The organism is Paenibacillus sp. FSL R10-2778, from assembly GCF_038593035.1.
In the GTDB taxonomy this organism is placed as follows: Bacteria; Bacillota; Bacilli; order Paenibacillales; family Paenibacillaceae; genus Paenibacillus_AQ; species Paenibacillus_AQ odorifer.
Genome location: NZ_CP151956.1, coordinates 4,555,357 through 4,569,974, shown reverse-complemented (window position 1 = coordinate 4,569,974; position 14,618 = coordinate 4,555,357). Strand labels below are relative to the sequence as shown.

14 protein-coding genes are annotated in these 14,618 nt (G+C 41.8%); 11 read left to right on the top strand and 3 right to left on the bottom strand.

Annotated features, from left to right (window positions below):
- Positions 1–51: 51 nt before the first annotated feature.
- A complete protein-coding gene (locus NST40_RS20675) occupies positions 52–303 on the top strand; it encodes a hypothetical protein (RefSeq protein WP_076276087.1) in 252 nt (83 codons plus the stop codon).
- A gap of 237 nt (positions 304–540) precedes the next feature.
- Here NST40_RS20675 and NST40_RS20670 read toward each other — a convergent pair whose 3' ends face one another.
- Entirely contained in the window at positions 541–1,809 is a 1,269-nt protein-coding gene (locus NST40_RS20670; RefSeq protein ID WP_342409972.1) for an alkaline phosphatase, read from the bottom strand.
- Between the two features lie 128 nt (positions 1,810–1,937).
- Complete coding sequence (locus NST40_RS20665) at positions 1,938–2,546, bottom strand: isoprenylcysteine carboxylmethyltransferase family protein (RefSeq protein WP_076276089.1); 609 nt, start codon at positions 2,544–2,546, stop codon at positions 1,938–1,940.
- A gap of 107 nt (positions 2,547–2,653) precedes the next feature.
- On the opposite strand from NST40_RS20665, the gene NST40_RS20660 reads away from it, so the two are divergent.
- The gene (locus NST40_RS20660; RefSeq protein WP_342409971.1) at positions 2,654–3,184 is read left to right on the top strand and encodes a hypothetical protein; all 531 of its coding nucleotides are present in this window, start codon (positions 2,654–2,656) and stop codon (positions 3,182–3,184) included.
- On the opposite strand, the gene NST40_RS20655 is transcribed toward NST40_RS20660, so the two are convergent.
- The gene (locus NST40_RS20655; protein WP_342409970.1) at positions 3,154–3,702 is read right to left on the bottom strand and encodes a MepB family protein; all 549 of its coding nucleotides are present in this window, start codon (positions 3,700–3,702) and stop codon (positions 3,154–3,156) included. The two genes, NST40_RS20660 and NST40_RS20655, sit on opposite strands and share 31 nt — an antisense overlap.
- A 253-nt stretch (positions 3,703–3,955) precedes the next feature.
- On the opposite strand from NST40_RS20655, the gene NST40_RS20650 reads away from it, so the two are divergent.
- The 9 genes from NST40_RS20650 (at position 3,956) to NST40_RS20610 (ending at position 14,563) form a co-directional block, all read left to right on the top strand.
- Positions 3,956–4,147, top strand: a complete 192-nt coding sequence (locus NST40_RS20650) for a cysteine-rich CWC family protein (RefSeq protein WP_076141099.1) — start codon at positions 3,956–3,958, stop codon at positions 4,145–4,147.
- Between the two features lie 85 nt (positions 4,148–4,232).
- Positions 4,233–4,802, top strand: a complete 570-nt coding sequence (locus tag NST40_RS20645) for a hypothetical protein (protein ID WP_076276092.1) — start codon at positions 4,233–4,235, stop codon at positions 4,800–4,802.
- A gap of 219 nt (positions 4,803–5,021) precedes the next feature.
- Positions 5,022–6,722 carry a molecular chaperone HscC gene (locus tag NST40_RS20640; protein ID WP_342409969.1) on the top strand — a complete coding sequence of 567 codons (1,701 nt, stop codon included), beginning with the start codon at positions 5,022–5,024 and terminating at the stop codon, positions 6,720–6,722.
- The gene (locus NST40_RS20635; protein ID WP_342409968.1) at positions 6,719–8,203 is read left to right on the top strand and encodes a J domain-containing protein; all 1,485 of its coding nucleotides are present in this window, start codon (positions 6,719–6,721) and stop codon (positions 8,201–8,203) included. The genes NST40_RS20640 and NST40_RS20635 overlap by 4 nt, the downstream gene beginning before the upstream one ends.
- Before the next feature lie 16 nt (positions 8,204–8,219).
- Positions 8,220–8,897 (top strand): DUF1266 domain-containing protein, encoded by a 678-nt coding sequence (locus tag NST40_RS20630; RefSeq protein ID WP_051491590.1) that lies wholly within the window; start codon positions 8,220–8,222, stop codon positions 8,895–8,897.
- 599 nt (positions 8,898–9,496) lie between these two features.
- The gene (locus tag NST40_RS20625) at positions 9,497–10,120 is read left to right on the top strand and encodes a TetR/AcrR family transcriptional regulator (protein WP_342409967.1); all 624 of its coding nucleotides are present in this window, start codon (positions 9,497–9,499) and stop codon (positions 10,118–10,120) included.
- Between the two features lie 42 nt (positions 10,121–10,162).
- Positions 10,163–11,410, top strand: coding sequence for an MFS transporter (locus tag NST40_RS20620; protein ID WP_342409966.1), 1,248 nt, complete (start codon positions 10,163–10,165; stop codon positions 11,408–11,410).
- Positions 11,411–11,444: 34 nt separating this feature from the next.
- Positions 11,445–13,784 carry an ABC transporter permease gene (locus tag NST40_RS20615; protein WP_342409965.1) on the top strand — a complete coding sequence of 780 codons (2,340 nt, stop codon included), beginning with the start codon at positions 11,445–11,447 and terminating at the stop codon, positions 13,782–13,784.
- Positions 13,785–13,798: 14 nt separating this feature from the next.
- Positions 13,799–14,563: an ABC transporter ATP-binding protein gene (locus NST40_RS20610; protein ID WP_076129868.1), complete on the top strand. Its 765-nt coding sequence runs from the start codon at positions 13,799–13,801 to the stop codon at positions 14,561–14,563.
- Positions 14,564–14,618 lie beyond the last annotated feature (55 nt).

Below are 14,618 nucleotides of genomic sequence, written 5' to 3'. Positions count from 1 at the left end.
TCGAATATTTCACACCAGATTAGTTGAACAATGGGAAGAAGGGGTGTCTTCTTGAAAAGAATATACATCGCAGTCCTAAGTTTTGTACTTCTGCTTGTATTAACCATTTGTGATCGTGAGGAAGTCAGCAGCACGGCGATGCCAGAGATAACCATTCATATGGATGGAAAAGTGAATCAATCTCAGACCCTCTCCAGAGAGGTGGGCATAGAACTGGATGATGAGAGTGCGCTTTTTCAAGCACAAATGAAGGATTCTGCGGCTTCTATTCCTTATGTAAAGCTTGGTGAAACCATCCACTAATTCGCAGATCGAAAAGCAACGTTTAAACTGGAGTCTAATCTGGCAGCCTTTTTGAGTTCAAATAGTAAAGATTATGAGCCTGGAGCAACGATCAGAGGATTTCATCTGACAGGTAAATGGGCGGATCAGACTAAGGATATCATTTTTGTTGTGCGAACAGATGCTAAGTAAATACTGTATTTTAAAATGAAAAAGACTACCCAGAAAAAAATCTGGCTAGTCTTTTTTTACTCGCTTTTATTTATTGGCTTTAAAACCTGATGCTTGCATAAGCTTGGTGAATACTTCGGTGTTTTCGTAGATTCCCGTAAATAATTGTGCATTTTTGCCCATAGCTGTGATTGGAATATCAACCGCAGTATGGCCTGAGGTCGTCCAGTCCACTACAAAATTGTGTTTGGAATTGGCGATGGCGAATGGACCGTCTTCTTTGGATATGCCGTCACCGGACTCATCATCTGCGTCAACTGCTTCAATAGAAAATCCGCCGGTCTCATGGTCGGCAAGCACTAGAACCAGTGTATCTGGATTCTTTTTGGCGAAGTCTTTGGCTACTTGCACGGATTTGTCCAGTTCTTGACCTGATTTAATCGTCATTTTAGCGTTGTTTTGGTGTGCAAATTCGTCAGTGCCTTCTTCTTCCACCATAAGGAAAAATCCCTTTTTATTTGTTGCTAGCGTATCTATAGCTTTCTTAGTCATCTCTGGCAGTGATACCACCGGATTATAAATATCTCCTTCACCTTCAGGCTTTTGCTGGAACATTTCCTCGTTTGCGAAAATTCCAAGCAGCTTGCCGTCCTTTGCTTTTTGCATATCCGCTTTGTTCGTTACATAGGTGTAGCCCAATTGTTTAGCTTTATCAACTAGGTTTCCTTGTGTTCCTTTGCTTTTTTCTGAAGGATCTTCAGCGGGTTCATCTGGGAATTTGCCGGGATTGCCTGCAGGGTACCAGAAATCCTCACCCCCACCGAGCAGAACATCAACCTTGCTCTTAGTCAGAAGCTGAAGAGCGATATCACTTTGCTTTGAGCGGTCTTCAACGTGAGCACCAAATGCGGCGCCAGTCGCGTCTGTAATCTGACTAGTAGTAACGACACCTGTTGATTTCCCGGCATCTTTAGCATATTCCATAATGGTCTTAACACTTTTTTTATCGGCATCCATTCCGATAGCACCATTATAAGTCTTCACACCGCTGGCATAAGCAGAAGCAGAAGCAGCCGAATCTGTAACAGGGACAGTGGAGCTTGTATGAATTAATCCAACGTATGGCATGGAATCCATTGCTAGATTTCCTTTTTCACCTACGGTGGCAAGCCGGATGGCATCACGCTGAGCAGCACCCATTCCGTCTCCAATAAACAGAATTACATTTCTTGTGTTCGAAGATGCTGCGTCTGCTTGATTAGGTGCATTTGTAGTAACAATGCTGGATACAAAAAGAGCAGTTGCCGCTGTTGCTACAATTGCTGTTTTGACGCCATACTTTTTCGGTGATTTCATAATTTCCCTCCTAATGTATGTTTACAGTCTCATATTATAGTAGTTACATTAAGAGAATATTTTCCGGACTTGTAAAAAATGTAAAATGATATAGCGAATTTAAATTATCGGAGCTGTGATAAAAGATTTTAAAATAAAAAATATCTGGGTGTATTATTGGCATATTGGATATATTCATCTCCGAATACGGACTTTAAATGTTGCTCTTCTTGAAGAATTAGTAAATGAATCGCGGCAATGTTAAGAATGAATATTAGGAGTGTTAACAGATTGGGGTACATCAGATACAATCCCAAAAACATGAGATCAAACCCGACAAATGCAGCGTTTCTACTATATTTATAAATACCGTGTGTGATGAGTTTGGTTACAGTAGTCTTATCAATCCCAACTCTCCATGAAGTGCGCATAGCAATCATAGCTTGAATAAAAATGGAACATCCGAGGGCAGCTACACTAACACCGATAAAGTGAACTACAGGAATATCAAACGTTTTGCCTACAAGTGTAACCATAAAGGACTCTGCTACGGAAAAAACAAACCATGCTGCACCCCATAAAAAAGTAGAGGTTTTTACCAATAGCTCGATATAATGGAGCTTAGATAGTTTAGCGCCTTTAGCCAGAACGTTTCCTTTAATCTGGTTTTTCTTGTAAAGTATAAGGAGCTTTAATAGATAAGAAATTAAGAAGATGCAGAAAAGAAGTAGAGATAGGATATTTTTAAGATCGCTCATTATGATTTCCTCCTTACCAATACATATGAATGATTGCTCATATGTTTGTTTATATCTTATTTCCTAATATTGTACATGTCAACTAATTATTGATTTAGGGGGATATCGTGAAAACAAATGTATACAAAAAACGGTGGCTTTGGGTGTTGGCTATCGTGGTTATTGCACTTGCAGGTACTGTAATCGGTATGCTAGTTAGGCAAACTGGGTTTGCAACCTTTACTTCCAATGCTTATGGAGTCTCTTTGAAGTATCCAACGGAATGGGTCGTCGATTCAGCAGATGATGAGAAGGGTCAGGGGGAGGATGGTTTTTTTCAATTATCAGCTATGTCTGGAGAGGGACAATCAATAGATGAAGTAGCTGAAATCATTGCCTCCCATCAGCTGAAGCCTTATGGCTCCAATCCGCAAATCACTGAACTGACATTAGAGGGGTTAAAAGAGGAAGAGAAGGCAAAGTTGATTATGCCTTCTGCTGACCAAGGGGAGGAATGGAATCATCAAGCGGCGCTTATAATTAAATATCCCGAAGCGGTGAAAATAGGAGATGATGTATACTATTATTTTATTTTGCAGGGTGATAAGGAACATGTGGAGGAGATAGGTCAGACCGTAAGATTTACGGGTAAACCGTAAAGTGCTTGCGCACGAAGGTAGTCTACGGTTTTATTTGCAGGGATATCCAAGAAATATTCCGACTGCCATGTTTGCGTTTTTTGAGCTTGGCGACTCGTGGGAATGTCCCAAGGCGGGTAGACTCGAAAAGCTCTTTTTCCACCTTCACCTTTATCAGATAGAATATCTTGTTCTCTTAGGACAGCTTTTGGAAAAATAAATTGGCCAAAGTGATTCCCATTTCGTGTACTTATAACGAAGAGATCAGCAGGATCTGAGATGTCATAGGGTTGGATGGGATAATCTCCAATTCGCTCCCATAGTGTCACAAATTGCCCGACTTTAGTGGGTGTGATTTTAGCCACCCGGAATCTAATGGCCAGCACATTTAAGGTAAAGATATATGCTCCGTATTCCGCATTTTGCGGTTCAAGAATTGGTTCGGAGCAATCAAACCTGCAAGGATTATATACTTCTTCCATGGTAGCAAGTAAGTCACTATGTAGGGTATCTAAAAAGCTCAGCTTCTTATCATTCATCTGTTATTCTCCCATTTGAGTTCGTAATGTTCACTATCTTAATGCAAGTGAACCGAGTTCACAAGTGTAGGAATAATAGAGAAATTGAACTTATGCTTAACTTGGAATCTTCAGAAGTGGTTATGGCGGAAACCTATTCGGGGAGTTGTTTGTTTTACTTACTGACGTTTTGTCATTTGTTGGATTTTTTTTATTGATATGGTTTTCCAAAGCAAAATAGTTTGTGATTTTTGGGGGAGTAGAAATTTTGGATATGATGAACATACTGGTTGAAGAACGCCATTGTCCTTTATGTAAAGAATTGAATCGTTGTGGCGCTGAAAGCGGTGACTGTTGGTGTTTCCATACAGAAATTCCACTCGAATTGCAAGAACAGATCCCGGAAGAACTGAGAGGGAAAGCTTGTATCTGCCAAAAATGCGTAGAAGCATTTAATAAACATTAACGGGGATTTTAATAAACTCTCGACGAAAAACATAATTTCATTGTATATAATTAAAGTGTAATCTAAAAAAATAATGGAGGCGCAGATGAGGAAGCCAATAATTGCAGTAGATATGGATGATACAATTTGCCATCTAGTGAAGCGAGCCATATACCATAATAATAATGATTTTCCCACGCATCTGCTGCGGTATGAGGAAATGCTTGATTGGAATACGGATCATTTACGTCATCCGGATTGTACACAAGATATTTTCTATGGGCGGCCCGGTCTGTATGAAGAGCTTGAACTGTTTGACGAACATGTCGTAGGAGAAATGGAGAAGCTGCATAACGCTTATGATGTAATTATAGTTACGGCAGCCCAACCCCAGTCGGTGGTGGAAAAATGGAACTGGCTGCAGAAGCATATGCCGTTTATTCCGATTGAAAATTTCTTTACCTGTAAGCGGAAAAATCTTATTAACTACGATCTATTGATCGATGACGGGGTGCATAACCTGGTTCCGGCATTGCAGGAGGGAAGAAAAGTGCTTTGTATTCCGCATCCATGGAATTTGCGGGCCCGTGAACAATATGCTTTTCCATTATTGACCTCATGGGAAGGTGCAAAAGAGAAGATAGATCAGATGTTAGGACGTCCAGAGAACGAATGAGACTGTTTTTTTATAGATGATGTACAGAAAAATATCCTCCGCCAAAAAATGAAGGTATCCCATTAGCCATTGTGGCTTTTGAGATACCTTTTTTATGTCTATTGCAGAAGCGCAATTTCATTATTATGCTCTGGATGTAAATATGTTGAATTAGTGACATTTCGATTCTTGGACTCTTTTCTTTGTATATTATTGTATATAAAAGGAGTGGAGATAGTAGTGAGAACAATCGGAATTGATTTAGGAACGACCTATAGTCTTGCTGCTTATTGGGACGGCAGTCAGGCTGTAATTATTCCCAATGTACTCGGGGAGCATGTAACACCCTCGATTGTTAGTGTAGATGCAGGGGGAGAAGTATTAGTTGGAAGAATCGCACAGGAACGACTGATTACACATCCACAGTTAACCGCCTCGACTTTTAAGCGCTTTATGGGATCAGCAAAGAAATACAAACTAGGTACGATGACTTTTACTCCTGAAGAGTTATCTTCTTTTCTTCTGCGGTCACTGAAAGAGGATGCGGAAAATCATCTAGGTGAGTCCGTAACGAAAGCTATAATCAGTGTTCCGGCTTATTTCAATGATGTTCAGCGGAAAGCAACTAAGAAAGCGGCTGAGATGGCTGGTTTACAAGTAGAGCGGCTTATTAGTGAACCTACGGCGGCAGCACTCGCTTATGGCCTGCATCAGAATCAGGAGACTTCATTTCTTGTTTTTGATTTGGGTGGAGGAACCTTTGATGTGTCAATCCTGGAGCTTTTCGAAGGGGTAATGGATGTTAAGTCGATTGCCGGAGATAACTATCTTGGCGGGGAAGATTTCACAGAGATACTAGTGGCCTATTTTATCCAAAAGAATAAGCTGGACGCTGAATCGTTAACACCAATAACGAGGTCGATGTTGTATAAGCAGGCTGAGCAGAGTAAACGAATTCTTGGTACAGAGTCTGCTGCGACTATGCGGATAGTTATTAAAGAGGAAGAATACGTGCTGACTATAGAACGCTCAGAGCTTGAGCAATTGGTACAACCATTACTAATACGTCTAAGACAGCCGATAGAAAGAGCATTGCGGGATGCTTCTCTGCAGCCTTCCGATCTGGATGGGATTGTGATGATTGGGGGTGCTACTAAAATGCCTCTGATTAAGCAAATTATCAGCCGTATGTTCGGGAAAATGCCTTATGCGAATATCAGCCCAGATGAGACCGTCGCACTGGGAGCTGCGGTTCAGGTGGCGCTGAAGCAGCGTGATCAAGCGCTGGATGAAATGATTTTGACGGACGTTTGCCCCTATACATTAGGAACCAGTGTTCTGCGAAGAGGTTCAAGCGGACAAACGTCATCTGGACATTACTTTCCGATCATTGAACGTAACACTCCGATTCCTGTTAGCCGGGTAGAACGTCTATATACAGCCGCAGATAATCAAAAGATCATAAGTGTGGATGTGTATCAGGGGGAGAGTCCTCGCGTTGAAAATAATCTTTTTCTGGGAGAAATGGAGTTTCAGATTCCGCAAGCACCTCGGGGAGAAGAAAGTATAGATGTCAGATATACATATGATGTGAATGGGATTCTTGAGGTGGAGGTTACAACCGTTTCAACAGGTCAGAAGCATCAGATGATCATTGAGCAAAATGCTGGTGCAATGACGAAAAAGCAAATTGAAGCTCGTTTACTGGAACTGCGGAGTATCAAAATTCATCCGCGTGAGCGTACCGAGAACAGGCTTCTGCTTGCTAGAGGTGAGCGTTTATATGAAGAGGTGCTTGGGGACCAACGGAAATTTATCGCACAGTGTCTGAAAGTATTCGAAGATGCGTTATATACTCAGAACGAAAAAGTGATTGAAAAAGCGGCACAAGCTTTCAATGAGCAATTGGCGGAAATTGAAGGGTGGTCATACTTCACATGACAATCTGGAGTATGTTGGAGATTGAACCCACAGATGAACTAGCTATCATCAAGAAGGCCTATGCCAAAAAGCTGAAATCGCATCACCCCGAAGATGACCCTGAAGGATACCAACAGCTTAGAGAAGCTTATGATACAGCCGTGAAATGGGCCCGCTCCGGGCAGCGTATAGCAAGCACTGTCCCTTCATTTATAGGTGAGGATAAGAAAGAAATAGCAGAAGCAATATCAAAAGAAATAGAAAAAATGGTGATACAAGCAGAAACAGTAATACGAGTAGATGAAGCTGAGGAGGAAGAAAGCGAGGAGGAAGAACAAGAAGTTGCGGAGGAAGACACCGAGGAAGAAGTAGAAGGGGCTACTACTATACCGCATGAAAACGAGTGGGCGCTGTTTCGCCCACTTCCCATTCAACTTGATGCTGATCTTCAAGAACAGCCAGCAGATATTTTTGACAGACAAATTAGGGAACTGTATGCGGACTTCTCGCGCCGGATTCAACAAGCTTCGTGGCATTCACTTTTGAATGAAGATTTCATGTGGAGTATAGAGCATCGTGATCGGCTAAGGGATAAGCTTATGTTGTTCCTTGATCAGCATCGGAATTTGCCTCATGCCGTATGGGAGGCGTTGGATTCATTTTTTCATTTTCGTGAGGACAAGGAAATATTTCTTCAACGTTATGATAATAAGTTAGTCGAGTACATACTGGGGCAGGTCGACGGAAGCATGGAGATGCGTTATGAGTGTTTCCTTTTGCAGGAGTCTCTTGAGTTTGACATAGAACACTATCTAAATCTGAGGCAATCCGCTCAATTCATGCTGATGGAGGATAAACATACTGAAGCGGGTCAACTGCTCGACGAAGCAAATAAGCTGTTTCAGTATGATCCTGATCTGCAATTATTGCGAGCTAAGAATTGTCTGGATACTGCTGATTATATGGAAGCGCTGGTGTGCTTGGACCGAGTAACCACTATGTGGCCTAACGAAAGAGACGGTTACTTATTAAGAGGGCGGCTTCTCTACTATTTGCAGCGTTATGAGGAAGCGATGAAGGATTGTGAATATTTGTTGCAAGAGGATGCTGGAAATAGAGATGTGCAATGTTTAATTCTGGAATGTAAGATTGCATGTTCTCAAATTGAGGAAGCTCTTACACAAACGGAGACTAATGAGCCTAAAAAGGACGAGTTCATTCATTTTCGTTACCTTGCGAATAAGTTCATGTTGAAGAACAAAAAACTGTATCCACAACGTCTTCGTATCTCCTCGCTCGTAAGCATTGGAAAGAGCATTATAGGATCTATATTATTCTATCTATTGGTTTTCCTGAAATTAAGCTGGTTCTATATTTTGGTATATACCATATATTATTTTTCAGTTTCTGAGCTTCCCCCACTTGTCAATGCGGTGTTCATTCTTATTTTTCTATGGAAAATCAGGAAGATTTGCAAAACAGCATACCTATTCACGAACTAATATCAGGAGGCTCTATATGCTGAAGGAATACAATGTTAAGCAAAGAAAACGATTGGAAATGTATTTCCGCTGTCTTTCCTCTACCTGCATACGTGGTCTCTTAGGGAGATACTATGTGGTTTATGAGTTTGATTTCAGTAATGTCTTCTTCAAAAGAGGATTAATCAAAAATGCTTGTGAAAGATGGAATATCGAGGATGCTAACTCCTTTCATCGCCAGATTCGCTGGCTTCTAGAAGATGGCAACCGTGCAGAATATAGATCTTTACATGCTCGATTAGCCACACTTTCCGAAACCTCACGCAGTAAATATCTTGAGGCACATAAGGATCATGAGGATTTTGTTAATCTGAAGGTTGTTGCACAAGGTATACATCAGTTGCCTTCTGGTGACATTTCAGCTTTTGGATTAGCTTGGGTAATTTATCTGAGCCGGATTGGTTATGTTGAGGATTATTTGAAGAAGGAAGAAGCCTGGGAATACAAAATAGAAGCCGCAAGGCAGCTACAAGAACGCTATAGCAGTTGGGCGGATTATTATATAGCCTATTCCTTGGGCAGCAAATTTTCATTAGTACAATCCGGCGGATTAGATAATCTATTTGAGACGGGATTGCAGAAGCTCATGCGAAATAGCAGCATTCTATACAGGGAAGCCGTTTGGGGGCAAAATCTGCAGCCGGAAGCCACTTAGTCCGAACTTAGGTAATTAATACCTATTGAATACCTAATGAATCCCTATCCCGTGTTGCTTAAGGACCCAGAGGACGCTATTTGCAAATTTATAGCCCTTTGAGCCGGTTTTCGGACTCCAGTGCAGCTATTCCTTGAGGAAGCGGTCTTTTGTGGTGTTTTTGATGCCAATAGGTGCTATGCGGTCCGTTAGGAATCCAAATGGGGGATAATGCAGCGTATAAGGTCAGCTGTGTCCGATAAGCTGCGTCGTAAGTGCAAATGTGATCCAAGCAAACGAAGTTTAGTAGTTTAGTGTTACAACGCGAGCAAAGGTATCTCCATGGATCAGATCAAAGAGCAAGCTAAAAATAAGATGCAGCAGTAAGACCAAACAGTAAAACCAAACAATAAACAATAAGACCAAACAGTAAACAGTAAGACTAAAACTCAACAGTAAAACCCAACAGTATATCCCAAAACGAGGGAGTTCCAGCTGCTATAACGTAGCTTTTGGAATTCTCTCTTTTTTGTGATGCCGGATTAATCTTGACAGGATCTAATATTTGTATATAATTGGAATAGACCGACGGTCGGTCGATAGAATGGAGGACGTTGCAGATGAGAATTTCCAAAGAAGCGGAAGAACGTAGAAATGAAATATTGGATACAGCAGAAATGCTGTTTTTTACGAAAGGGTATACCAAAACGACAGTGAATGATGTCTTGCAGGCTATAGGTATCGCGAAGGGAACCTTTTACTATTATTTTAAATCGAAGGAAGAGGTCATGGATGCTGTTGTGCTGCGATTTATTGATGCTGGTGTAGCAGCTGCTAAGCAAATTGCTGCAGATCCTAAGCTGACCGTTCATGAAAAGCTGCTGCAAATCATTATGGCGCAAAAGCCGGATACGGACAGAAAAAGCCAAATGATTGAGCAGTTCCATCAGCCTGATAATGCACAGCTGCACCAGAAAAGCCTGGTGGAAACCATTTTGCGGCTAACTCCTGTTTTGACGGAGGTCATTGAGCAGGGCATAGAGGAGGGACTGTTTCACAATCCGTATCCCCGGGAGACGATGGAATTTCTATTGATCACCTCTCAATTTCTTTTTGATGAAGGGATATTCAAGTGGCAGCCTGAGGAAATCATCCAGAAGATAAGAGCGTTTATCTATACGATGGAAATTACGCTGGGGGCGGAGAAGGGCAGCTTCGACTATGTGTTTCAAATGTTTGAGTAGGGGAGAGGGAATATTCTGAACAACAAATCCTTCGGGAATTTTATGATCATTTGGATGGGGGAGTGGATATCCAGTGTTGGCAGCGGGTTGACAGCTTTCACCTTAGGGGTTTATGTGTTCCAGATGACACAGACTGCCTCTAGCGTGGCACTTTTAACCTTATGTGCTTTTCTCCCTTCCATTGTGATCAGTCCTTTTGGCGGCGTGTTAGCGGATCGGTTTGATCGGCGATTGATGATGATAGCAGGGGATTTGTTGTCTGCTTTTGGACTTGTATATGTTCTCATCATCATGCTGCTGGGTGAACCTCATTTATGGCAGATTTGTCTGGGCGTGACGTTTAGTTCGATTTTTGTATCCTTGCTTGAACCTGCCTACAAGGCTACCATTACAGATTTATTAACAGAGGAGCAATTTGCCAAGGCTAGTGGTTTAGTTCAGCTTGCTGCGTCCTCAAAATATCTTCTTTCCCCTATCCTTGCCGGGATTTTGCTTAGCTTTATGGATATAAAAACTATCCTGCTTATAGATATCTCAACCTTTCTAGTTACAGTTCTTGCAGTGATGGCTGTTCGCAGGAATCTACAGACTGAACACAGAGTTCCAACGAATCAGTCGTTTGTAAAAGATTTGAAGGAGGGCTGGGATGCTCTTATTTACACGAAAGGTGTACTGCAGCTTACGATCATTTTGTCTGTCGTTACTTTTTATGTGGGTTTTCTCCAAACCTTATATACGCCTATGCTTTTACCCTTTACGGATACGAAAACTCTAGGCACGGTATTATCTGTAAGTGCTATAGGGATGTTGCTCGGCAGTCTGATTATTGGAGTTTTTAGCATCGATCGTAAATATATCAAAGTATTAGCGCTCGGCCTAGGATTCGCCGGACTGTTTTTTTCTTTGGTGGGTCTGACCACGAATGTTGCTTTTATTACAGCTGCTGGCTTTTTATTTTTTGCAACGTTGCCTTTTGTTAATACCAGTGCTGACGTTATGATTCGCAACCATATCCCAAATGACACACAGGGGCGGGCATGGGGGATCATTGGCATTTTATCACAACTTGGTTATGTGGCTGCGTATGCTTTTGCTGGCATATTGGCTGATCAAGTGTTTAATCCTCTTTTACGAGAGGGAGGTCTGCTTGCTTCATCAGTAGGTAAGGTGATAGGCACAGGGGAAGGACGGGGAATCGGCTTATTATTTATCATCTCTGGTTTGCTCATCATTATTATGGCATTTGTGATCCCCAGAATGAAATCAATTCGCTGCCTTGAACGTGAATAATTGAATTCCGTATTAGAGAGGAGAAGGCCCGTCAATGCTGCTACGAATTGTAAAAAGAGACCTTCAACGCAATAAAATCATTACCTTCGGATTATTTGTGTTTATCATGTTATCGGCTTTGCTTGTTGCTTCAGCGTCGCAAGTGATTATTGAATTGTCGGGGTCCTTGAATCAGCTATTGATTAAATCTAAAGCCCCTCATTTCGTGCAGATGCACGCAGGACAAATCGACAGTTCAGCAATCGAGAGCTTTACAGCCGCTAATCCACTGGTGAAAGATCAACAAACCGTAGAGATGCTTAACTTGGATGGATCTAACGTTTATCTAGGCAGTAACCAAGGCTCGGAAGCAAACAGCGTGATGGATATCGGCTTTGTAGAGCAGAACCCTTCGTTTGATTTGCTGCTGAATTTAGAGAACAAGGTGATTGAGGTATCGGCAGGAGAAATCGCTGTCCCCATTTATTATATGAAGCAAAAGAATCTGAAAATCGGCGACGTAGTTAGCGTTCTAGGTGAACAGTTCGATAAAAAGTTTGTGATTACTGATTTTGTAAGGGATGTCCAAATGAATCCAGCCATGGTCAGCTCCAAACGTTTTGTCGTAAATGCTGCTGACTTTACAGCGCTTAAACAACAGCTCGGCGAACCTGAATACCTGATTGAATTTCAGCTTACAGATCTATCTAAGCTCAATGATTTCCGCAATGAGTATCAATCCTCAAATCTGCCCAATAAAGGCCCCTCCATTGACTATCCTTTATTTAAAACGCTGAATGCACTGACGGACGGGATTATCGCAGTTGTTATTATTTTGGTAAGTGTTCTGCTGATGCTGATTGCTATTTTATGTCTCAGATTTACGATGATCGCTACCTTGGAAGAGGATTACAGAGAGATAGGTGTCATGAAAGCGATTGGGATCACGCAGCAAGATATTCGCAGCATTTATTTAGCAAAATATATCGTGATGGCAGCCGTCGCCTCTGTATGTGGATATTTACTGTCTTTAGGTGTGGTGCGTTTGTTTACAGCCAATATTACTTTGTATTTGGGCGTTGCTCCTGCCAGTATCCTTCAATATTTTGTTCCTGTCCTGGCGGTAGGTTTGATCTTTGGAGTTGTTGTATTCTTTTGCCGGATGATTCTTAGACGCTTTAATCGCATCACGGTTGTAGAAGCTTTACGGTCAGGTACGAGGGGTGAAGCAAGGATGAACACAAGCAGATTTTCACTTAGCAAGCGTAAATTTGTTAACGTGAATGCTTTTCTCGGGGTAAAAGATGTTTACGGGCGCTTCACCATGTACGGATTATTGTTCTTCGTATTTGTGATCAGTTTGTTTATCGTTCTAGTGCCAGTGAATATATTGAATACCCTTCAGTCTCCCCGGTTTGTTTCTTATATGGGCGTCGGTCAGAGCGATATTCGCATTGATTTGCAGCAATCGAACCAAATAGAGAAGCGTTTTAATGAGATGATAACCAAGCTTGGAAATGACCCGGACATCTCTAAATTTTCTCCACTGATTACTTCTAGATTTAAGGTATTAGGTAGTGATGGTGTATGGGAATCGCTAAATGTTGAAACCGGTGACTTTACTATTTTTCCGCTCTCGTATGTTCATGGAGGAACTCCTAGAAGTGCAAATGAGATCGCTCTTTCTGACCTGAACGCCAAGGAACTGAATAAAAAGGTGGGGGATATCGTTCATTTAGAGGTTGCTGGGGTGGCAAGAAAATTGACCGTTAGCGGGATCTATCAGGATATAACTAATGGTGGCCGAACCGCAAAAGCGCAATTGCCATATGATTCGAAGACGGTTCTCTGGTATGTAGTAGCTTTGGATGTGAATCCGGGAATTTCCGTCCAGGCAAAAATGGATCAGTACACCAAATTATTTTATCCAGCAAAAATCACTCATCTGCAAAGCTATTTAGCTCAGACATTAGGAAATACAATTCGCCAATTGAAGCTGGTTACAGGCTTATCCATCGTTATCGCATTTTCGATTTCGATATTGATTACCTCTTTATTTCTGAAAATGCTGCTTGCCAAGGATTCTTCGCAAACCGCTATTTTGAGAAGTGTTGGCTTTACGTTAGGAGATATTCGTAGGCAATACCTGGTAAGGATGCTGATAATATCAGGGCTGGGCGTCATTCTTGGTACTTTTGCGGCTAACACTCTCGGGCAAAAAATTGCTCAAATGCTAGGCTCTTTCATGGGGGCTTCTAAGATACAGTTTGTAGTCAATCCGGCGGTAGCCTATCTTATTCTTCCTCTACTTTTCATGCTGATTGTAGCGCTCACCACCGTAACAAGCACGATCTCAATCAGAAAATCCAGTATAGCCAAACTAATTGCCGAATGATAGGAGGTGGCAGAATGTTCATATTAGAGACGAAAGGGTTAAAAAAAAGTTATTCAACAGGGCAAGGAACTCCGCAGTCGATATTAAAGGATGTTCAGCTTCAGGTGTCTCAGGGGGAATTCATAGCTGTCATGGGACCTTCTGGTTCAGGAAAATCAACATTGCTGTATACGATCAGCGGGATGGATAAGTTGACAGAGGGAAGTGTTATTTTTAAAGGGCAGGAGATCAGCGGAGTTTCAGAGAACGAATTAGCCGGTCTGCGCTTAAAGCATATGGGCTTTATTTTTCAGCAAATGCATCTGTTAAAAAACTTGAATATCCGCGACAATATCATCCTGTCTGCTTATCGGGCGAGAACCAGCAGCCGTAGAACTATCAATAAAAGAGCAGCTGAGTTAATGAACAAAACAGGAATATCTGCGCTGGCTGAACGTGATATTACACAGGTGTCAGGAGGACAATTACAAAGAGCAGCAATCTGCAGAGCACTCATTAATCAGCCAGATATATTATTTGGCGATGAGCCAACCGGGGCGCTTAACTCAAAAGCAGCTAGTGAAATCATGGACATATTAGCAGATATTAATCAATCAGGAACAACGCTTATAATCGCCACACATGATGCTAAAGTCGCTGCTCAAGCTGAGCGTGTTTTGTATATGCTAGATGGCAGCATTGCAGCTGAGCAACGGCTTGGAAAATATAATCGCGTAGATGGGGAATTGAAAAGGCGGGAGGAGAAGCTTGCGGCTTGGCTATTAAAGCTGGGGTTCTGATTGGGGATCTAGCGCTGTACGAATGTCAAACAACGTTTTGCAGTTTAATATCTGC

Coding starts and splice junctions, on each gene's coding strand:
- NST40_RS20670 (WP_342409972.1), bottom strand. CDS start 1,809: ATGAAATCACCGAAAAAGTATGGCGTCAAAACAGCAATTGTAGCAACA.
- NST40_RS20665 (WP_076276089.1), bottom strand. CDS start 2,546: ATGAGCGATCTTAAAAATATCCTATCTCTACTTCTTTTCTGCATCTTC.
- NST40_RS20655 (WP_342409970.1), bottom strand. CDS start 3,702: ATGAATGATAAGAAGCTGAGCTTTTTAGATACCCTACATAGTGACTTA.
- NST40_RS20650 (WP_076141099.1), top strand. CDS start 3,956: ATGATGAACATACTGGTTGAAGAACGCCATTGTCCTTTATGTAAAGAA.
- NST40_RS20645 (WP_076276092.1), top strand. CDS start 4,233: ATGAGGAAGCCAATAATTGCAGTAGATATGGATGATACAATTTGCCAT.
- NST40_RS20635 (WP_342409968.1), top strand. CDS start 6,719: ATGACAATCTGGAGTATGTTGGAGATTGAACCCACAGATGAACTAGCT.
- NST40_RS20630 (WP_051491590.1), top strand. CDS start 8,220: ATGCTGAAGGAATACAATGTTAAGCAAAGAAAACGATTGGAAATGTAT.
- NST40_RS20625 (WP_342409967.1), top strand. CDS start 9,497: ATGAGAATTTCCAAAGAAGCGGAAGAACGTAGAAATGAAATATTGGAT.
- NST40_RS20620 (WP_342409966.1), top strand. CDS start 10,163: ATGATCATTTGGATGGGGGAGTGGATATCCAGTGTTGGCAGCGGGTTG.
- NST40_RS20615 (WP_342409965.1), top strand. CDS start 11,445: ATGCTGCTACGAATTGTAAAAAGAGACCTTCAACGCAATAAAATCATT.
- NST40_RS20610 (WP_076129868.1), top strand. CDS start 13,799: ATGTTCATATTAGAGACGAAAGGGTTAAAAAAAAGTTATTCAACAGGG.